Annotated in this window: 21 protein-coding genes; all 21 read left to right on the plus strand. The window is 40.9% G+C overall.

The genetic code is table 11. The features are described from left to right. The first annotated feature begins 304 nt into the window (after positions 1-304). A complete protein-coding gene (locus BJI48_RS00875; RefSeq protein WP_095330862.1) occupies positions 305-1111 on the plus strand; it encodes an HrcA family transcriptional regulator in 807 nt (268 codons plus the stop codon). Between the two features lie 19 nt (positions 1112-1130). Beyond that, positions 1131-1691, plus strand: a complete 561-nt coding sequence (gene grpE / locus BJI48_RS00880; protein WP_095330864.1) for a nucleotide exchange factor GrpE — start codon at positions 1131-1133, stop codon at positions 1689-1691. A 21-nt stretch (positions 1692-1712) separates the two neighbouring features. Further along, on the plus strand, positions 1713-3593 hold the full coding sequence (gene dnaK / locus BJI48_RS00885; protein ID WP_095330866.1) for a molecular chaperone DnaK: 1881 nt from the start codon (positions 1713-1715) through the stop codon (positions 3591-3593). A gap of 358 nt (positions 3594-3951) precedes the next feature. Continuing rightward, complete coding sequence (locus BJI48_RS09300; RefSeq protein WP_143428743.1) at positions 3952-4125, plus strand: glycosyltransferase family 8 protein; 174 nt, start codon at positions 3952-3954, stop codon at positions 4123-4125. Between the two features lie 16 nt (positions 4126-4141). Beyond that, positions 4142-5035 (plus strand): glycosyltransferase, encoded by an 894-nt coding sequence (locus BJI48_RS00890; RefSeq protein WP_257874339.1) that lies wholly within the window; start codon positions 4142-4144, stop codon positions 5033-5035. 51 nt (positions 5036-5086) lie between these two features. Beyond that, on the plus strand, positions 5087-5971 hold the full coding sequence (gene rfbA / locus BJI48_RS00895) for a glucose-1-phosphate thymidylyltransferase RfbA (RefSeq protein WP_095330870.1): 885 nt from the start codon (positions 5087-5089) through the stop codon (positions 5969-5971). 28 nt (positions 5972-5999) lie between these two features. Next, entirely contained in the window at positions 6000-7019 is a 1020-nt protein-coding gene (locus BJI48_RS00900) for a radical SAM protein (RefSeq protein WP_095330872.1), read from the plus strand. Between the two features lie 10 nt (positions 7020-7029). After that, positions 7030-8097, plus strand: coding sequence for a DegT/DnrJ/EryC1/StrS family aminotransferase (locus BJI48_RS00905; RefSeq protein WP_095330875.1), 1068 nt, complete (start codon positions 7030-7032; stop codon positions 8095-8097). After that, positions 8094-8801 carry a glycosyltransferase family 10 gene (locus BJI48_RS00910; RefSeq protein ID WP_095330877.1) on the plus strand — a complete coding sequence of 236 codons (708 nt, stop codon included), beginning with the start codon at positions 8094-8096 and terminating at the stop codon, positions 8799-8801. Before BJI48_RS00905 ends, BJI48_RS00910 begins: the two co-directional genes overlap by 4 nt. After that, positions 8743-9144, plus strand: coding sequence for a hypothetical protein (locus tag BJI48_RS00915; RefSeq protein ID WP_095330879.1), 402 nt, complete (start codon positions 8743-8745; stop codon positions 9142-9144). The genes BJI48_RS00910 and BJI48_RS00915 overlap by 59 nt, the downstream gene beginning before the upstream one ends. A 70-nt stretch (positions 9145-9214) precedes the next feature. Further along, on the plus strand, positions 9215-9892 hold the full coding sequence (locus BJI48_RS00920) for an acyltransferase (RefSeq protein WP_180762998.1): 678 nt from the start codon (positions 9215-9217) through the stop codon (positions 9890-9892). Beyond that, positions 9892-10740: a dTDP-4-amino-4,6-dideoxyglucose formyltransferase gene (locus tag BJI48_RS00925; RefSeq protein ID WP_095330881.1), complete on the plus strand. Its 849-nt coding sequence runs from the start codon at positions 9892-9894 to the stop codon at positions 10738-10740. Before BJI48_RS00920 ends, BJI48_RS00925 begins: the two co-directional genes overlap by 1 nt. Continuing rightward, positions 10737-11435: an acetyltransferase gene (locus BJI48_RS00930; RefSeq protein ID WP_095330883.1), complete on the plus strand. Its 699-nt coding sequence runs from the start codon at positions 10737-10739 to the stop codon at positions 11433-11435. Before BJI48_RS00925 ends, BJI48_RS00930 begins: the two co-directional genes overlap by 4 nt. Continuing rightward, positions 11413-11673: an acyl carrier protein gene (locus BJI48_RS00935; RefSeq protein ID WP_095330885.1), complete on the plus strand. Its 261-nt coding sequence runs from the start codon at positions 11413-11415 to the stop codon at positions 11671-11673. The genes BJI48_RS00930 and BJI48_RS00935 overlap by 23 nt, the downstream gene beginning before the upstream one ends. Continuing rightward, positions 11670-12758, plus strand: coding sequence for a ketoacyl-ACP synthase III (locus tag BJI48_RS00940; protein ID WP_095330887.1), 1089 nt, complete (start codon positions 11670-11672; stop codon positions 12756-12758). The genes BJI48_RS00935 and BJI48_RS00940 overlap by 4 nt, the downstream gene beginning before the upstream one ends. Then, positions 12739-13086 carry an acyl carrier protein gene (locus tag BJI48_RS09305; protein WP_143428744.1) on the plus strand — a complete coding sequence of 116 codons (348 nt, stop codon included), beginning with the start codon at positions 12739-12741 and terminating at the stop codon, positions 13084-13086. The genes BJI48_RS00940 and BJI48_RS09305 overlap by 20 nt, the downstream gene beginning before the upstream one ends. Beyond that, positions 13083-14246 carry a Gfo/Idh/MocA family oxidoreductase gene (locus BJI48_RS00945; RefSeq protein WP_180762999.1) on the plus strand — a complete coding sequence of 388 codons (1164 nt, stop codon included), beginning with the start codon at positions 13083-13085 and terminating at the stop codon, positions 14244-14246. The genes BJI48_RS09305 and BJI48_RS00945 overlap by 4 nt, the downstream gene beginning before the upstream one ends. Beyond that, complete coding sequence (locus BJI48_RS00950) at positions 14243-16552, plus strand: glycosyltransferase (RefSeq protein ID WP_095330891.1); 2310 nt, start codon at positions 14243-14245, stop codon at positions 16550-16552. The genes BJI48_RS00945 and BJI48_RS00950 overlap by 4 nt, the downstream gene beginning before the upstream one ends. Next, the gene (locus BJI48_RS00955; RefSeq protein ID WP_095330893.1) at positions 16549-17616 is read left to right on the plus strand and encodes a radical SAM protein; all 1068 of its coding nucleotides are present in this window, start codon (positions 16549-16551) and stop codon (positions 17614-17616) included. Before BJI48_RS00950 ends, BJI48_RS00955 begins: the two co-directional genes overlap by 4 nt. Next, a complete protein-coding gene (locus tag BJI48_RS00960; RefSeq protein ID WP_095330895.1) occupies positions 17609-18805 on the plus strand; it encodes an FkbM family methyltransferase in 1197 nt (398 codons plus the stop codon). Before BJI48_RS00955 ends, BJI48_RS00960 begins: the two co-directional genes overlap by 8 nt. Then, complete coding sequence (locus tag BJI48_RS00965; protein WP_095330897.1) at positions 18802-20019, plus strand: ATP-grasp domain-containing protein; 1218 nt, start codon at positions 18802-18804, stop codon at positions 20017-20019. Before BJI48_RS00960 ends, BJI48_RS00965 begins: the two co-directional genes overlap by 4 nt. Positions 20020-20125 lie beyond the last annotated feature (106 nt).

Genomic DNA, 20125 nt, shown 5'->3' on the forward strand with positions numbered 1-20125 from the left:
CCCCATCATCTGACCTGTTAAGGGGGTGTGCAAGGCGATTCACTCACCCGAAGTGGTCTTCAGATTCGATTTTTAAAAACTGAATCAAGTAAAACATAATGACAACCAAGCAAAAACATATACAAACAATGCCCTAATATCAGCAATTATATAAAGTTTATTTAGTGTATTGATTTATAATATCTTATATCATAAGACTAAAGATTTGTATTTTTTAGCAATATTTTTATATGAATGCTAATTGTATTTACTTTTTTTGGTATAATGACAGCAGTTTTTTAGAAATCAAATAAGGTATTTCCAGATGATACATCGCAAAAAAGATTTGCTTTTAGACAAAATCATTCAAAAATACATCCATTCTCAAGAACCCATTGGTTCAGAAGCCCTAAAAATGTCCTTGAGTATCAAGATTTCATCCGCAACAATTCGCAATTATTTCAAACTCCTTTCTGAAGAAGGCGTTTTAATGCAGCCCCATATCAGTAGCGGGAGAGTTCCCACCCACCTAGCGCTCAAAAATTATTGGCGCAATAAACTCAATGCCAAAGATACGATCTTAGAAATCAATATCCAAAAGTTTCAAAAAGCTTGCGAGGAAAATAGTATTTTTGGCATTATCAAAGAAAATGCCCCGCAAGCACTCCAAGAAGTCATCAACCACAACGATAGGTTTTTGATTTTGGATTTTACAACCGATCAAATCATTTTGCCTTTCAATCAGGCTATGCAAAGATTTGCAAACGAACTCGTTGGCTTGGGCATAGGCGATATCAAGAAAATCGCCCAACAAGTCTGTGCGACAACCCTTGTAAAAAAACTCGAGGCTATCACAGAAAATGCACAATTATCTTATTTTGGCATTGAGTTTTTAGGCTTTTTATTGCAACACAAAGAATTTCAAAAATTATTTTTTGAAATCATTAGTGGCAGGATTTTTGATAGGCTCGATAAAGGGATCTATTTTGATACAACCATCCCAAAAGGCAATATCGCCATCATCCAAGATATTGAGCTAGAAAAAAAGGATACCAAAATGCCTTGCAAAATGTTTTGTATGGGGGCATTGGATAGGGATTACATCAGTTTTTATGAAAAAATCGCCTCATAAATTACACAAAGGAGCACCAATGGAAAACGAAAAAGAAAACGCCACTCAAGAAGAAATTCCGGCTAATGATTCACCCAACGTCGCCAAAGACGAAAATCCATCGCAAGAAATTCAAGAAAACCATCAAGAAAATGGCGGGGAAAATTATGAAAAAAAATATCACGAGCTTCACGAAAATTATGTGCGTGTTTATGCGGATTTTGAAAATACCAAAAAACGCTTGGAACGCGACAAATACCAAGCGCTTGAATACGCTTATGAAAAGATAGCCAAGGATTTATTACCCATTATCGATACCCTTGAAAAAGCATTGGAAAGTGCGAAAGATACGCATTCAAATGAAGCGGTTATCAAAGGCTTGGAACTCACCATCGAAAACCTACACAAGGTTTTATCTAAGCACGGCATTGAATGTATTGATTGTGCGAACGATTTTGATCCCAATTTTCACGATGCGATTATGCAAGTCCCCTGCGAAACAAAGCAAGATGGGGAGATCGTGCAAATCTTGCAAAAAGGCTACAAGTATAAAGAAAGAATGCTAAGACCCGCAATGGTTAGCATCGCAAAAAATAATTAATCTCAACACAAAGGATAAACAATGGCAAAAGTAATTGGAATTGACTTAGGAACAACAAACTCTGCAATGGCAGTCTATGAGGGCAACGAAGCAAGAATCATCGCCAACAAAGAGGGCAAAAATACCACACCTTCTATCGTGGCTTTCACAGATAAAGGCGAGATTTTAGTCGGGGAAAGTGCGAAGCGACAAGCCATCACCAACCCCCAAAAAACCATCTATTCGATCAAAAGAATTATGGGATTGATGTTTAATGAAGACAAGGCAAAAGAGGCAGAAAAACGCCTGCCTTACAAGATCGTAGATCGCAATGGGGCGTGTGCGATCGAGATTGCTGATAAGCTCTATACCCCCCAGGAAATCTCAGCAAAAATCCTGATGAAACTCAAAGAAGATGCCGAAGCCTACCTGGGCGAGGAAGTAACAGAAGCCGTTATCACCGTTCCAGCGTATTTTAACGACAGCCAGAGAAAAGCGACCAAAGAAGCTGGCACCATCGCTGGGCTTAATGTTTTGCGTATCATCAATGAGCCAACATCTGCGGCACTTGCCTATGGGCTTGATAAAAAAGAATCCGAAAAAATTATGGTTTATGACCTTGGCGGGGGGACATTTGATGTTACCGTGCTTGAAACAGGTGATAATGTCGTGGAAGTCCTAGCAACCGGTGGGGATGCGTTTTTGGGCGGGGATGACTTTGACAATCGCATTATTGATTGGGCAACCAAAGAGTTCAAAGACGAAACCGGCATCGACATCAAATCCGATGTGATGGCACTCCAGCGCCTCAAAGATGCTGCTGAAAATGCCAAAAAAGAATTGAGTTCTGCACAAGAGAGCGAAATCAATCTCCCCTTTATCACCGCGGATGCGAGTGGCCCGAAACACTTAGTCAAAAAGCTCAGCCGTGCCAAATTTGAAAGCCTCATTGATGATCTCATCGATGAGACCATCAAAAAAATCGATTTTGTCATCAAAGATGCCGGGCTAAGCAAAAGCGATATTTCTGAAGTCGTGATGGTAGGAGGCTCGACACGAATCCCCAAAGCCCAAGAAAGGGTCAAGGAATTTATCGGCAAAGAACTCAATAAATCTGTCAATCCTGATGAAGTCGTTGCGATTGGTGCAGCGATTCAAGGGGGCGTGCTTAAAGGCGATGTTAAAGATGTCTTGCTCCTAGATGTTACCCCGCTAAGCTTGGGGATTGAGACACTTGGGGGCGTGATGACTAAAGTCATCGAGCGAGGCACAACCATTCCTGCCAAAAAAGCACAGGTTTTCTCCACTGCTGAAGACAACCAGCCCGCCGTGTCTATCCACGTATTGCAGGGCGAAAGAGAGCTTGCCAAAGACAACAAATCTTTGGGTAGATTTGATCTCACAGGCATCCCAGCTGCCCCTAGAGGCGTGCCACAGATCGAAGTAACATTTGATATTGACGCTAACGGGATCTTGACCGTATCAGCCAAAGACAAAGCCAGCGGGAAGTCGCAAGAAATCAAGATTTCAGGCTCGAGCGGTTTGAGTGATTCAGAAATAGAAAAAATGGTAAAAGATGCAGAACTCCACAAAGAAGAGGATTCCAAGCGAAAAGAAATCATCGAAGTGAGGAATCAAGCTGATTCATTGGTGTATCAAACCGAAAAAAGCCTCGGCGAACTCAAAGACAAGCTTGAAGCCAGCGAGGTGGAAAAAATCCAAAATGCCCTTGATGAGCTCAAAACAACCCTCAAGGATGAAAATGCCTCAAAAGAGGCGATTGAGTCGAAGACCAAAGCCCTCACAGAGGCAAGCCACAAGCTTGCTGAAGCGATGTATGCCAAAGAAAACAATGCCCAAAATCCAAATCCCGGGGCAAGTAATAAAAAAGATGATGATGTCATCGATGCGGAAGTGGAGTGATAATTATCCACACGCACAAATCCCTGTTAGCAATAGGTTGCGCCACTGGCTAGTTAGGCAGGAGAGTAAAAGCGGGGCTAAGCTCTCCTAAGTGCTTAAAAATTTCAATTCGCATAAGCCTAGCAACAAAAACCCGCTCAAAATTTCACCCGCCCCGCCCTCAAAAAAAATCGGGCGAGTTGTGAAATTAAAAATCTCTAGTATTTAGAAGCGAAGCAAGACTTTACCATCTTGCAGAGCGCTCAAGAGATTCACTTTTGCCTTTGCAAAATCAAATCAAATATACAGTCTCTTTCTTGCTTGATTTTGCTAGGAATTTTTATATAATCACCCCAAAATTTTCACACAAAGGTTTCCTTTGGCACAAGAAACAAACAATCCAGAAATACAAATCATCCCGCTAATGTTTTGCTTTGACAAAAATTATGCCATCCCGGCGAGTGTGGCATTTTATTCATTGCTAAAAAACACCAAACCTATCTCTATGGGGGGGGGGGCAGATCCAATACAAACTCTATGTCCTCCACAATGACCTCACTGCCGATCAAATCGAAAAACTCCACCAAACTATCGCCCCATTCCCGCACGCAAAACTAGAATTTATCCCTACACAAAATCGTTTTAATGATATTTGGGAGGCACTCCCCTTAAAATCCCATTTTTCAAAAGAATTTTTCTACAAACTCATCATTCCAAGCGTTTTCCCCCAATACGACAAAATCATCGTTAGCGATGTGGATGTGGTGTTTTTAGACGATGTGAGCGAAAGTTTTTTGGCATTTGAGCCAGATACAAATGCCTATCTTGCAGGGATAAAATCCAATGACCCCGATAATATTTTCCCTCTTGTGGGCTGGAAAACAGGGTATAAAAACTTTTCTCCAGCAGAATTTGAAGCTATCAAGCGTGGCATAGGCGGGGGGTATTTCATTGCCAATCTCAAACAAATGCGCCAAGATAATATCGAACAAAAATTCCTTGACTATCTCCATAATAACGCCAAAAAACTTGTCCTAGCCGAACAAGATGTGCTTAATATCATCTGCTACCCCCGTATCCAAGCCCTCAGCCTCCGCCATATGATCGGGCACGGGTATTGGAAACATTATGGGCAAAATTGGGAAAAATTCACGCCAAAATTTTACTCACAAGAAGAAATCACACAAGCGAGACTTCACCCCATACAGCTCCATTATATCGGGGACAAAAAGCCCTGGCGCTACCCTGGTGAGCCAAAATCTAGCCTATGGTTTACCTACCTATGCCACACAGCTTTTGCACAAGAATTTTTTGAACAACTCCCAAAAACCATCATTGATCTCTACATCAAAAGTCGCTTGCCCTATCGGCTCAAATCCTATGTATGTAAAAATCCTCACTTCATCTTCACACGTGATTTTTACCAAAAGTTATACCGCAAGCTAAAAAACCTATTAAGATGAATATCAAAGATTTTCCGTTAAAATACGAGAAACTACATTCTGGAGAATCGCTTGAAAGGTATCATTTTAGCAGGTGGGAGTGGCACGAGACTCTATCCGACTACCCTCGCCCTATCCAAGCAGCTCCTCCCCATCTATGACAAACCGATGATTTATTACCCCCTCTCGGTGCTAATGCTTGCCAAAATCCGAGAAGTTCTCATCATCTCCACGCCCAAAGATCTGCCATTTTTTAAAGAAATTTTTGGTGATGGCAGTTGGCTGGGTATGGGTATCCAATACTGCGTCCAACAATCTCCTGATGGGCTTGCTCAAGGGCTTATCTTGGCAGAAAATTTTATCGGCAATGATGATATTGCCCTCATCCTTGGGGATAATATTTTTTATGGGCAGGGCTTTTATCCGATGTTAATAGAAGCCCAAAATAATGCCAAAAACGCCCAAGCTACGATTTTTGCCTACCCTGTCAAAGACCCTGAGCGATTTGGTGTTGTCTCATTCAACCAACAAGGCGAAGTGCTAAGCCTAGAAGAAAAACCCACAAAGCCTAAAAGCAAATTCGCAGTTACGGGGCTTTATTTTTATGATAATACAGCGATTAGCTTTGCCAAAAGCCTCCGGCCCAGCGGGCGAGGCGAGCTAGAAATCACCGATGTGAATATCGCCTATATGCAAGAAAAAAGGCTCAAAGTCCAGCTTCTAGGCAGGGGATTTGCCTGGCTAGATACTGGCACACACGATAGCTTGATCGAAGCGAGCAGTTTTGTGCAAACACTCGAACACCGCCAAGGCTACAAAATCGCCTGCCTAGAAGAAATCGCTTACAACAATCGATGGATCGGTGCGGATGAAATCGCCCAGAGATCGGAACAATTGCAAAAAAGTAGCTATGGAGGCTATCTCAAAATGCTTTTAGAAACCCAAACAATCCACTAAAAATGATTTTTAAACTTAGGAGATTTTTATGAAAATTAATAATTTTAATTCTGATGAAAAAATATTGCGCTACCCCGAAAAAATCGATCATTTTCTCAATTTTCACAAAACCTTAGTTGTCGCTGAGCTTGATCTTACCAACAAATGCAACCATCGCTGTCCGGGCTGTTGCGGGCATAATGAAAATAATGCCGAGCTCTCCAAAGAACAAGTCGAAGCCGTCGTAGCTGGTCTCAAAAGCCTTGATTGCAAAGGCGTGATCCTCTCAGGTGGTGGCGAGCCGACCATTAGCCCGCATTTTCAATACGCTATTTCCCTATTGAAAAAAGCCGGTATCAATATCGGGCTAAACTCGCACGGGATGAGCTTAGATGAATCCAAAGCCATCACGATTGCAAACAATTTGGAATATTTCCGCATATCCTTAGACGCTGGCAGTCCTGAAATGTATCAAAAAATACACGGGATGAAGCCCCACCATTTTGAAAAAACACTTGAAAATATCGCATTGTTTGCCCGCATCAAAAAAGAGCTAAATTCCAAAACCAGCTTTGGCGTGGGCTTCCTCACCTCAGAACTCACCCAATGCGATATGGAACCTTTTGTGCAATTAGTCAAGGGTGGAGGGGCAGATTTCGCACAATTCAGACCTTTCACGGGCAACACCCTCGATATTTTGCCAATCTTGAAAGATCTGCGTGAAAAATACGAAGATGAGCATTTCAAAATCGTTGCGAGTTATCAAAAATACAAAGAAATGAGCGATGTGAGCGATAGGGGTTATAGCAAATGCCACGGGATGTTTTTCTCCACGGTGGTTTCAGCTGATTTCAAAGTCTGGGCTTGCTTGCATTTTAGGCAAAGTGAGAAGCACTTTTTGGGCGATTTGCGCGAACAAACAATGGAGGAAATCTGGCGGGGTTCAAGAATCCGTGAAGTTTATGAATCCATCAATTGCGCTGAATGCCCCATTTTGTGCCGAAATGATAGCTTCAATCGCACGCTTGATCGCTTGAGCCTTGATATTACCAATAGCGAATTTTTATAAAAGGTCTACAATGCCCATCAATGTGAATAAACCCTATCTCCCTGACATCAAAAAATATCACAAATATTTAGATCAGATTTGGCAAAACAATCACCTCACAAATTTTGGTCCGCTCGCTTGTGCTTTGGAAGAAAAATTGCAAGAATTTCTAGGAGTCCCCAATCTATTGTTTGTAAGCAACGGCACGATTGCACTCCAAATCGCTTACAAGCTCGCAGGACTAAAAAAAGACGATAAGATCATCACGACACCATTTTCATTTGTCGCTACGACAAACACGCTCTTATGGGAGGGATTAAACCCTGTATTTTGCGACATTGACCCAAAAAGTTTTTGTATCGATACCAACAAAATCCTCCCCCTACTCACCACCGAAACCAAAGCGATCTTGCCTGTTCACGTTTTTGGGAATGCTTGCGATGTCAAAGCATTGCAAACCATTGCCAAAAAACACAACCTTAAAGTCATTTATGATGGTGCGCACGCTTTTGGGGTGAAATACGAGGGCAAAAGTATTTTTGAATATGGCGATTTTTCTACGCTAAGTTTCCACGCAACCAAACTCTTTCATACCATTGAAGGCGGGCTTGTGATAGCAAAAGATGAGGCAATGATCGCTGAGGCAAAAAAAATGATCAATTTTGGGCTTGAAAACTCTTTGCCTAGTGCCTTAGGTATCAATGCCAAAAATAGTGAATTTCACGCAGCTATGGGATTGTGCGTGCTTGAAGATTTGGATTTCATAACCCAAGAAAGGCAAAAAATCTGGGAGTATTATCACCAGCACCTCAAAGATGATTTTGCACTCCAAAGTCTCCAAGCAGACAACAACAATCACCATTATTTCCCTATCCTCTTTGAGGAAGAATCTGCGTTGCAAAAAGCCCTGCTTAAGCTCAATGAAGCCGATATTTTTCCACGGCGATATTTTTACCCCAGCCTCAATACCCTCAAACACCATCACACCAATGTAACCTGCCCGATTTCAGAGGATATTTGTAGCAGGATTTTATGCTTGCCAATATATGTAGGGCTAGATCAAACAACACAAGATAAAATCATTAGGATACTCAAATGAAACCCTCCATAACAAAACCCACCATCAAGCTAAAAATCACCGACTGGTGGAGCAACGAAGACTTTGATCAAAATTATTTTGTCAGAATGCTACGCAAAAAATACAATGTCATTGAAGATGAAAACCCCGATTATCTCCTTTATTCGGTCTTTGGCTGCAAACACGCCCAATATGATTGTGTCAAGATTTTTTATACGGGTGAAAATATCTGCCCGGATTTCAATGCCTGCGATTATGCGATCGGTTTTTATCATATTGACTTTGAAGACAGATATTTACGCTACCCGCTTTATTTTCTGTATGAAAAGGACCTCGAAAGGGCATTGCACAAGCACGAAACACCCGCCAAAGAAAACAAAACGAAATTTTGCAACTATATCTATTCACATTCTAATGGCTCGAAATTACGTGAGGAATTTTTTGACTTGCTTTCTCAATACAAAAAAGTCGATAGCGCGGGTAGCTATCGCAACAATATCGGCGGGGCATTGCCGATTGTTGGGGGTGATTTTGCAACTTCCAAATATACATTTTGTAAGGATTACAAATTCTCCATTGCCTTTGAAAACTCCTCTACACACGGCTACACAACCGAAAAAATTATTCAAGCTTTTGGAGCAGGAACGATCCCGATTTACTGGGGAGATGAGACAATTGCTACGGGGGGGGGGGCTGAATCAAAAAGCGTTTATCAATGCCCATAACTTCAAAACCTTGAATGATCTCCTCGAGCAAGTCATTGCTATTGATAAAGATGAAAATTTATTTAAACAAATGCTTTCCCAACCTGTCTTTGCAGACCCTACGTTTGTGCCAAAAAAACAAGCAGAAATGCTCGCATTTCTTGATAATATTTTTTCACAAACACCCAAGCAAGCCAATCGCAGAAAAAATGAATATTTTTTTAAAAACTACGATTTTGATTACAAGTTAATGACTTCTTTGCTACAAACCAGAGAAAGATTTGCTAAAACCCTGCTTATCAGGATTCTAAAGAAGCTAAAAATTATAAAACTCATCAAAAAAATATTCCCATTCAAGCCATAGAATCGTGCGATAATTTTAGATATTTTAAGGTAAAATGCTCTAATTCCAATCCAAAAATAAGGCATTGTCTTTGGCACGCAATAGTTTTTATACCCAAGAAGAACTCCAAAATCTAGGCTTAAAATCCCTAGGAAAAAATGTCCTCTTGAGCAAAAAAGCCAGCATTTATGATGCTAAAAATATTTCCATAGCAAGCAATGTGCGTATTGATGATTTTGTGATCTTATCGGGGCATATCAATATTGGCAATTTTGTCCATATCAGCACAGGCAGTGTGTTAATGAGCAAGGAAGCGGGTATTATTTTGGAGGATTTTTCTTGTGTGAGTATCCAGTGCAAGATTTTGGGCTCAAGCGATGATTTTACTGGCGAGGCTTTGGTAGGACCTTGTGTGCCTATGCAATACCGCCAAATCACCTCCAAACCCATTGTTTTAGCACAACATTCGCTTTTAGGTTGCAATTCAGTCATCTTGCCCGGAGGAGGTCTTGCTACAGGCGTGAGCGTGGGGGCGATGAGCCTAGTAAATCGAAAAACCCGCCCGTGGGGAATATACTTTGGTATTCCAGCCAGAAGAATCGCTGAACGGAGCAAGGAACTTTTAGAGCTAAAAAAAGCTTTCCAAACAACTTTCACAAACTCCGAAAAAGCGCCTGTAGATGGGGGGGGGGGCTTAACAAAACCCTTTGATAGCCTCACGCAAATTGCCCCGGTTTGCGATGTTGGTTTTTTGGAGAAAGTCGCCTGATGAAAACTGCGCACTTTTCTCCAAGATCCAAAAACCCATCGCCAACACACAAAATAAAACTATTTGTTTTTAGTGATAATCTTTTTATCCTCCAAAATGCCACAAAGATTTTTGATCGCTATGATTTAGATGTCAAATATTTTTGCTCGCCCAAATCAAGTGCTATTCTCGAAAATTTCCCCTCTATTTATGCAAAAGAACTCAAAAATTCTTATGAAGATTTGCTTGATTTTGATTTGGGATTTTCTCTCCATAGCAGGCAAATTTTCCCTGAAATGCTTGTAAAAAATGTGCAATGTATCAATCTCCACCCCGGTTTCAATCCCTACAATAAAGGCATTTTCCCGCATATTTTTTCTCTGATCAACAAACTACCCACAGGCGCAACACTCCATATTATGGATCATCAAATCGATAATGGCAATATCATCGATCAGATCCAAATCATCCCGCAAACCAGCGATACATCCTTGAGTTTGTATCAAAAGATCCAAGAAGGCGAAATCGCTCTGTTGGAAAAAAATCTCCCCAACATACTAGAGAAAAATTTCAGCACAAAAACCCCCGCCAAAGGCAACTATAACTCCAAAAAAGATTTTGAAAATCTTTGTAAAATTGACCTTACTAAAACGCTCACATTCGCACAAGCGATTGATTATCTCAAAGCCTTGAGCCACCCGCCTTATCATAATGCTTATTTTATCGATGAAAACCAAAATAAAATCTATGTCTCTTTGCAACTAATCGCTAATAATTCAATGGGGGGGGGGGCATTAGATAGCCCCTGCCTCAATCCCTCTCTTGCCTCACACTTCACACACCCTATCGACCTTAGGCTTGCCATATGAAAAACATACTCTTCATCGGTGCGGGTGGATTTGGGAGTGAGTGTTACCAGTATTTACTCGATGTAATGGCAATCGATAAAAACATTGGTTTTAAAGGATTTTTATCTACGAGTAATGATTTATATCCTTATGGGTTAGAGCATTTATTTTTAGGTCATTATGATGATTATGATTTTAAGCAAGATGATTATGTTGTGATTGCGATTGGGAATGTAATAGCAAGATATAAGATTTATCATTTGCTTAAAGCTAGAGGGGTGAAGTTTTATAATCTGATTTCTCCCAAAGCGTTTATTACTCATCTCGATCATATTGGGGAAGCCAATGTGATAGGACCTTTTAGTTCGCTAGGGTTAAATACCATTATCGGCAATGCAAACATCATCGGTCCTTATGCCCTCGTTGGACACGACTGCCAAGTGGGAAATTATAATTTTATCAGCTCCTATGCCTCATTTGGCGGGGGTGCAAGCATTGGGGATTGCAATTTTTTAGCCCACAAAGCCACGCTCACTCCCAAAACCATCATCGCAGACAACTGCACCATATCGGCAAACTCCGTAGTAAGCAAAAAACTCAAAGCAAACACCATCGCCCTTGGCAACCCTGCTGAAATCATCGGCGAAAATCCAGCCATTCCAGCCATTCCATCATTCCCAACAAGGAGCATAAATGACACACCCCACCGAAAGTAAAGTTGAAAATATCGAAGAAAAAATCAAGCAAATCATTTCTGAGTTGCGACCTGATATTGAGCTAGAGCCACAGATCGAATTTATCAATGATGGGATATTTGATTCTTTTGACATCATTTCGCTCGTCGCTGCACTTGATAAAGCATTTGGCATTTCCATAGATGGGAGCAAAATCACCCCGAGGTATTTCAACACCCTCACAGATATCCAAACGCTCATAGAGGAAAGCAAGCGATGAATTTCAATTTTTTTGGAAAAAAAATCTCCTCCATCATCACCATCCTGCCAGAAAATGAAAGTTTTTTTGATGATGAAATCAATAACTACAATTTCCCGCCAAAAAAATCAAAAATCCTCAAAGAACTGATGGGGTATGAAAAGCATAGGATTGCCTCCCCAAACACTTTGGCATCTGATTTTATCATTGCAGGATTCCAACATCTTTTTTCGCAAAATATCGTAGAAAAAGACACGATTGATGTTTTGATTTATATCACGCAATCCCCTGATTATCTTGTCCCACAAACCTCGACGATTATCCAACAGGAAGTCGGGCTGAAAAAAGATATATTATGCTTCGATCTTAATCAAGGCTGTGCGGGCTTTATCCACGGGCTTTTTCAAGCATTTTTTATGCTAGAAAACCCCCGTATCCAAAAAGTAGCCATCGCCAATACCGATGTCTTGAGCCATAAAGTCAATCCAAAAGACCGCAATAGCTACCCGCTCGTCGGTGATGGCGGGAGTATTACCATCGTGGAACGCTCCCATATCAAAAGTGAAATCTTTTGTTTCAACCAAACCTTTGGAGAAAATGCCCTCGCTATCCATATCCCTGCTGGAGGATTCAAGTTCCCTAGCACCGATGAAACAGCAAAAGATTTTGAAGATGAAGATGGCAATATCAGAAATCTCAACAATCTTGTAATGCAAGGGGCTTCAGTCTTTAGCTTCGTGCAAGAATATGTCCCCATAATGGTGGATTCTCTCCTCAAAGAGAGCAAAATCGCCAAAGAAGCCATTGATTTTTTTCTCTTCCACCAGCCTAATAAATTTATGCTTGAAAAGCTCGCAGACAAACTGCAAGTCCCTCGTGAAAAAATGCCTAACAATATCGTGCAAAATTTTGGCAATGGGAGCGGGATCACCATCCCCCTTACTATTTGCTTCAATCTCGCTACCAACACCGAAAAATCCCTAAAAGTCTGCTTTGGGGGCTTTGGTGTGGGATTGACACTTGCAGGTATTGTGATGGATTTAGAAAAAATCCCTCACCTCCAAATCATCACCCTAAAGGAACAAAATGCAAGCCCTGCTAGATAAAATCCAAGATCTTCTTGATAGTGAAAATGTAACCCCCCAATCAAAATTAGATGACTTTCAAGAATGGGATAGCCTTTGTATGGTCGCCCTGATCGCATTTGCACAAAAATATTATCACGCCTCTATCACTATCAACCAACTTATGACTTGCCAGACAATCCAAGATATTTGTATGCTCATCAAAGAAAGTGCTGGGGGGGGGGGCAGGCTAACGATTAGCCACACATCTTTGTGGCATTTTTATCCTCCATATCTCTTATCTCTCTACCCCACAAATTCAGTGCAATCCCCATTGATTGCCACCCCCATCACAAAGAATGTCGCGTGAGTAAGAAAGTTTTTGAACTAGCCTTTATTGGTGGGGGGCTAAACTCAGCGATCGGTTATACGCATTTTATAGCCTCTCAAATGGATCACCGCTTCAAACTCAAAAGCGCTTGCTTCAGCAAAGACCCATCCATCAACGCACAAACCGCCGAGCTTTGGGGTGAAAACGACCTCCGACTGCACCAAGATTGGCAAACCTTGCTCGAAATGGAAAAAAACAAAATCGATGCGGTTTGTATCCTCACACCCACGCCCTCACACAAACAAATTGTCTCCAAAGCGCTCCAATTAGGTCATAATGTCATTTGTGAAAAAACACTCTGTATGGACCTACAAGAAGCGTTAGAAATCCAAGAAATCCTCAAGCAAACGCAAGGATTTTTAGCCATCACTTACAACTACACCGGTTATGCGATGTTACGAGAACTCCGCGCGATGATTACAAAAGGGGATTTTGGCATTATCCACAATATCCAGATCGAAATGCCCCAAGAAGGTTTTTTGCGCTTAGAGCAAGACAAAAAACCTCATCCACAAAAATGGAGAATGCAAGATGGCACGTTACCTATCATTTCGCTCGATTTGGGTGTTCATTGCCAAAATATTGTCAGTTTTTTGACCCATCAATCCCCTACCCAAGTGGTGGCGACCTCAAAAAGCAACGGGCATTTTAGCCATATCATCGATGATGTGAATATATTGGCTTGTTTCCAAGAAAATCTCATCGTTAATATGTGGTATTCAAAATCCGCACTCGGACACCGAAATGGGCTAAAAGTCAGCGTATATGGGCAAAAAATGAGTGCAACTTGGATACAAAACCATCCAGAAGAACTCCTTATCAACACCCAAAATGGTGAAAAAATCATCAAAGACAGAGCCTCCCCCCTAGATACCAACACCGCAAAACTCCCCCGATACAACCGCTTCAAAGCCGGTCATCCTGCCGGATTCATCGAAGCGTTTGGCAATTATTACAACGACATCGCCAATGCTTTAGAGCAGTTTTATCACGAAAAAAAATGGACTTCAGACTATGTATTTGGGATCACTAGTGCGATAAAAGAGCTTGCCTTTCTCGAAGCTGTCGCCAAGTCTTCTCAAAGCCAAAAATTTGAAGCCATCGACCCTGTGCCAATGAGAAAAAGGGGGCAAAAATGAGTTTTTCTGTCATTATCCCTTTTTATAATGCACAAGATTTTTTACCCCAAAGCGTTCAGAGCGTTTTAAATCAGCTTGGAAAGTTTGATTATGAAATCATCTTGGTTGATGATGGCTCTAGTGATACAAGCTATCGTCTTGCCACAAAGCTCAAGCAAAATCACCCCGAAAAAATCCATCTCTATAGCAACCCGCAAAATCTTGGACCCGGGATCGCTAGAAATCTTGGGATAAAAAACGCTTCAAAAGATTGGATAATCTTTTTGGATTCTGATGATAGCCTCAAAAACAACCTATTCATAGAGGTCCAAAAACAAATCCAAGAAAATCCTCTCACAGACCTCATTAGTTATGATTTTGATTATGCACAAAATACTGCTGGGGGGGGGGGCAAATATATGAGAGAAGATATGAGAAAAGATATGCTTAGCCTAAAAAAACCTCGATTATCCCTGATAAAAGATTATATTTCCTTGCAAATGGATGGCTCAGCGATTTTTACCGCATTTAGGAAAAATTTTTTACTCCAAAATAATATTTTATTCACGCAGTTTTTTCACGAAGATGTGTATTTTATGTTTCAAGCCTATTATCACGCAAACCATAGGCTTGTCATTGAGAAAAAACTCTATACCAAATCCAATCGCAAACATTCCATTGTCAATTCCATTGACACCCGACATATCGATGGATTTTTCAATGCTTATGATAGGATTTATCAAGATATTTACCACAAAAAAGAACTTTTAGAATCCTATGTCAAAGGCATTGTAGGGGTTTTTGCCATCAAGATTAGAGACATCAACGCGTTTGCCAAAGACAAAATGGCACTTTATGAATACCTCTATAAAAAAGTTGCCATCTATAAGCAACAAATCCCATCGCAAAAATTCCCTCAAAAATTCCCTATTGAGACAAAGTATTTTAAAATTTTCAATCTCTTTGTCAATAGCTTCAAAAATAATCAAAAAGAAACATTCCAAAACGCCCTGCAAGATCTCCTAGAAAAATCTTGGAGTTGCTATGATTTGCACCATTCGATTTTTTTAGCACCCGATGAGATTCGTGCGTGTTGCAAGCGGTTTTTTGTTGGTGGGGTCAAAAAAGGCGATGTGATTTTGCACAAAATCGCACCCAACACCCCAAAAGAAGCCATTTATAACCAAATCCTAACCTCCAAACAAAAGCTATTTAGCCGTATCAATGCCGGCAATGCCTCTGAATGCAATGGTTGCCCCCATCTGGAGTTTAAAAAATGGGAAAAGCTTGATCGCCTAAAATTTGAAAGAATTTCGTTTGAATACCATAGTATTTGCAATATGAGATGTGTGTATTGCAGTGAAAAATACTATGGCGGGAAAGCCCCGCTTTATGATGTGGCAGGCTTGATAGATTTAAGTATCGAAAATGGCGCATTCAGCTCCTGCAAAAGCATTGTTTGGGGTGGTGGCGAACCCACGATTGAAAAATCTTTTGATCCTATCATCACAAAAGTTGCCACACAAATCCCTTTCAAACAAATGGTTATCACCAACGCCCTCAAACATTCCCCTACTCTCCAAAATCTTATCGATAATAACCAAGCCACCATCACCACAAGCATTGACGCAGGCAATGAGGCTAATTTCAAGCAGATCAGAGGTGCGAATGGTTTGCAAAAAGTTTTTAAAAATCTTGCACTCTATGCAAAAAATAACCCCAGCAATATCACCATCAAATACATTTTAATGCCAAACAATCACTCCAAAGCGGAGCTAGAAGATTTTGTAAGCCAGATAAAAAGCTACAGCCTCCAGCAATGCAACTTCCATATCAGTTGCAATTTCAACGAAGCAAGCGTGCAAGAAGACATTATCAAATCCGCCATTATTTTATACGCCTTGATCCAAAATATCGGGGCAAAAGTCCTATTTTTTGATGAACTTTTGCGGATGCGTATCGCTATCAACTCCCCTGAAGAGCTAGAAACCATCAAAAAATACCTCCAAAAAATGGGTCTTGATTCCGTGCTAGAATCCCCATCAAACTACCAAAAAGTCTGCATCTGGGGAAGTGGCATCCAAACCCAAATACTACTCAAAAAATCCATCTTTTTTTCAAAAATCCCCTCGGTTGCAATCATCGATTCTAATAGCGAGATGATTGGCAAAACACTAATGAATAAAACCATCAAGGCCCCCAAAGACTTCCTCGAAGACAATTGCCCCATCCTTATTTCCGCCGTTCAAGGCACACCAAGAATCTATCAAGAATTTTTACAACTAGGCTTTGATGAAAAACGCCTAATAAAAGGAATCATATTATGAAAATATCCCGCCCTTATGAGTTGCTTTCACGAGACAAAAATATCCCGCTCAACAAAACCGCTGGGCGATTTTATTTTGAAAAATTTATCCACACATTTCACAAAGATGATAAATATTTTAGCGCCCTTTTTGGCTATAACAATCCCAGCCCAGAAGACAAGCAACATATCTTCAAAAAATTTGTTTGTATTATCAATCTTGAAACCAATGCCTACTGCAATCGGACCTGCGGTTACTGCCCGCTAAGCTTTTTTGATAGAAAAAGCAAAAATCCTAAACATTTCAAAGAAATTAGCATTACCGATGGATTGTTTTCAAAAATCATCGATGAACTCGCCCAAATCCATTACGCCTCGACCATATCGCTCAATCTCTACAACGAGCCTCTTTCAGATATTCATCTCTTCAAGAGGATTGCAGAAATCAAATCCAAACTCCCAGATGTGTTTTTGCGATTTAATTCCAACGGCGATTTGCTTGATAAACCCACCTTAGAAAGGCTCGCAGATTCCGGGCTTGATTCTATCAATATCACCTTACACACACTAAAAAATGAAGTCTATAACGATAAAAAATCCCAAACCAAAATCGAGCGTTTCTATCACAGGCTAGCCCTCCCGCTCCCAGAATTGCAGATAAATGAAAATAAAAATATCACCTCAAGCCTACAGATTGGCAATCTATTGATGTTGGTCAATACATCCAACTGGGGGGCTTTTGGAAATGACAGGGGGGGGGGGATTAAAGAATTGAGTATCCAAGGACGCACGCAACCTTGTCCGAAGGTTTTTAGGGAGATGAATATCGATTATTTAGGCAATGTGTTTTTATGTTGCAATATTTTCCCTGATGATCCCAAAAATAAGCCCTTGGGCAATCTGAATGAGCATTCATTATTTGAGATTTTTGCCTCCAAAAAACTTGCCAAATTTAGGCAACATTTATTTGACTTTTCTGAAAAAATGTCGCCTTGTGCTACGTGCAACGAAGAATCCTTTGATGATGGGCGGTCAAATCATGATAATGTCTTAGAAAAAATCAAACAAGGAGCTTCTTTTGAATAATATCATCACAGACAAAAAACCAAAACAAACCACACTGGCATTTATCAAAAAATTTTTGCAACCAAGCACCAAGCGCTATATCCTCGGCACAAACGCCTATGCCAAAAGCATTTTTGATGCGCTCAAAAATCAAGGACTAGTCATTGAAGCATTTGTAGATGATTTTACAAAAGAAACCTCCTTTGAGGGCATTAAAATCATCACCCGCCACCATCTCCAGTCGCTCTGTGGTGGCAGTGTCATCGTTGCAGCCACGACAAACAAAACCAAAAGCGTAATCCAAACCATCAAAGCCTTGAATGAAAAACTCGATGTCTTAGATTATTTTAGTTTCCAAAAACACAGCGCCCTCCCCTTGCTTGAGGTGCAATTCCCCGATGAGACCCAAGACCCTATCCGCAAGACATTTGCCGATTTTAGAGAGGATTTCAAACAGCACCGCCAAAACTACCAAGATATTTTTGAACGATTCGCCGATGAAAGATCCAAAAATGAATTTAGCAGTATTATCAATTTTCGCCTGACCCAAGATATGGACTTTTTGCAAGATTTTGATTTTAGAATGCACGAGCAGTATTTTGAGGATTTTTTGCCTAATCCAAAAGTATTTTTTGACATCGGGGGTTATCAAGGCGAGACCTCACTAGAGTTTATCAAACGCACCCCTGATTATGAACATATCTATATTTTTGAACCCAGTGAAAAAAATATCAATCTCGCCAAAGAATATCTGCACGCCTATAAAAATATTGATTTTTTCGCTATCGGTGTAGGCAAAGAAAAGCAAACCCTCTTTTACAAAAACCAAACCAAGCAACAAGACACTTCCAATCATATCACCCATTATGCAAAAGAGGGCACCCAAGCACTCCCAATCGACTCCATTGACGCCCTCATCGCTGAATCGAAGATTTCGCAAAAAGTGCTCAATGGGGGGGGGGCAATGATAAAAATGGATATTGAAGGTGCAGAGAGGGACGCATTATTGGGAATGAAACAAACCATCACTTCCTATCACCCGACTTTGGCGATCTGTGTGTATCACCGCTTTGATGATTTTCACAAAATCCCCGAGTTGATTTTGGGAATCCGTGATGATTACACCATCTTTTTTCGGCATTACTCTGAAACGCTCGATGAAAGCGTGATGTTTTTTGTCCCCAAACCAAAACACAAAGGATACCAATGAAAAAACTCCTGATTGCTGGAGGGAAGTTTTCAGACATTCCCACCATCAAATCCGCCCAAAAGCTCGGCTATCACGTCATCACCAGTGGCAATAATCCGAGCGATCTCGGTCATCTACACGCCGATGAAGTTGCTTTGGAAGATTATGCCGACAAAGAAGCAATGCTAAAACTTGCCAAAAGCTTAGATATTGACTTGCTTATCCCCTCGTGTGATGATGTCTCAGCCCTCACCTGTGCGTATATAGCCCAACATCTGGCTGTGGGGCATTTTGATAGCTTTGCCACGGCTGAGATCCTTCATCACAAAGATCGCTATAGAGAATTTGCCAAACAACACCAAATCGACACGCCTTTTGCACTCGGCTTTGAGGATTTGCAATCAGCAAGTGCGGGGATCAAGGCGCATTTTAAGGATCAAAAAATCATCATCAAGCCCGTCGATAATGCTGCGGGCAAAGGGATCTCCACCCTAGAACCCCACGCTAATGATGAGCAGATAAAAGATGTGGTGCAAAAGGCATTTGAAGCTTCTTTGGCAAAACGAATCGTGGTGGAAGAGTTTATCACCGGGAGCAAGCACGGCTTTAGCACGATTTTAAAAGATCAAAAAGTTATATTTTATTTTTATGATAACGAACAATATCACTACAACCCCTATGCGGTATCAGGCACGACGACTTCAAGCTTTTTCACCCCTCAGATGATCCAAAAACTCATCAAAGACATCGAAAAAATCGCTTGTCTACTCCATCTTGCTGATGGGATATTCCATACCCAAACCATCATCAAACCGCTTGGAAATGGAAAGTTTCAGCCCATCATTATCGAGGCGTGCAGGCGCGGGGGCGGGGATTTGTATATGCAGTTTGTCTCAATAGCGTGCAATCTCGATTATGCTAGGCTTGTCATCGAAGCCATCAGTGGTGCGCCCATCACGCCACTTAAGCCAAATCATAGAAAGTTTTTTGCACGCCAATGCGTGATGAGCAAGCAAACGGGTATTTTAGAAGCAATCGTTTTTGAAAATGCGATCCAAGAAAATTTGATAGATAGCTTGATGTGGCACAAAAAGGGCGATGAAATCGCAGATACGAGGCTTTATAAAGCCGGTATTGTGTTTTTGGAATTTGCTTCACAACAAGAAATGCAAGAAAAAATCAACCACCTTGACAAATATATTGCCTTTAGATTCACGAATGGGGGGGGGGCATAGCAAATAAAGTCTTTGTCTGCCTCACCCCTATAAATTCTCCTGCTTATTTTTGCAATCCCAAACCCTCAATTCCAGCTTCTTATCCCTCTGATCTCATCAATGGAGT

Source organism: Helicobacter sp. 11S02596-1 (genome assembly GCF_002272825.1).
Lineage (GTDB): Bacteria > Campylobacterota > Campylobacteria > Campylobacterales > Helicobacteraceae > Helicobacter_J.

Coding starts and splice junctions, on each gene's coding strand:
- BJI48_RS00940 (WP_095330887.1), top strand. CDS start 11,670: ATGAATTTCAATTTTTTTGGAAAAAAAATCTCCTCCATCATCACCATC.
- BJI48_RS00950 (WP_095330891.1), top strand. CDS start 14,243: ATGAGTTTTTCTGTCATTATCCCTTTTTATAATGCACAAGATTTTTTA.
- BJI48_RS00905 (WP_095330875.1), top strand. CDS start 7,030: ATGCCCATCAATGTGAATAAACCCTATCTCCCTGACATCAAAAAATAT.
- BJI48_RS00900 (WP_095330872.1), top strand. CDS start 6,000: ATGAAAATTAATAATTTTAATTCTGATGAAAAAATATTGCGCTACCCC.
- BJI48_RS00965 (WP_095330897.1), top strand. CDS start 18,802: ATGAAAAAACTCCTGATTGCTGGAGGGAAGTTTTCAGACATTCCCACC.
- dnaK (WP_095330866.1), top strand. CDS start 1,713: ATGGCAAAAGTAATTGGAATTGACTTAGGAACAACAAACTCTGCAATG.
- BJI48_RS09305 (WP_143428744.1), top strand. CDS start 12,739: ATGCAAGCCCTGCTAGATAAAATCCAAGATCTTCTTGATAGTGAAAAT.
- grpE (WP_095330864.1), top strand. CDS start 1,131: ATGGAAAACGAAAAAGAAAACGCCACTCAAGAAGAAATTCCGGCTAAT.
- BJI48_RS00930 (WP_095330883.1), top strand. CDS start 10,737: ATGAAAAACATACTCTTCATCGGTGCGGGTGGATTTGGGAGTGAGTGT.
- BJI48_RS00925 (WP_095330881.1), top strand. CDS start 9,892: ATGAAAACTGCGCACTTTTCTCCAAGATCCAAAAACCCATCGCCAACA.
- BJI48_RS00875 (WP_095330862.1), top strand. CDS start 305: ATGATACATCGCAAAAAAGATTTGCTTTTAGACAAAATCATTCAAAAA.
- BJI48_RS00915 (WP_095330879.1), top strand. CDS start 8,743: ATGAGACAATTGCTACGGGGGGGGGGGCTGAATCAAAAAGCGTTTATC.
- BJI48_RS00910 (WP_095330877.1), top strand. CDS start 8,094: ATGAAACCCTCCATAACAAAACCCACCATCAAGCTAAAAATCACCGAC.
- BJI48_RS00935 (WP_095330885.1), top strand. CDS start 11,413: ATGACACACCCCACCGAAAGTAAAGTTGAAAATATCGAAGAAAAAATC.
- BJI48_RS00955 (WP_095330893.1), top strand. CDS start 16,549: ATGAAAATATCCCGCCCTTATGAGTTGCTTTCACGAGACAAAAATATC.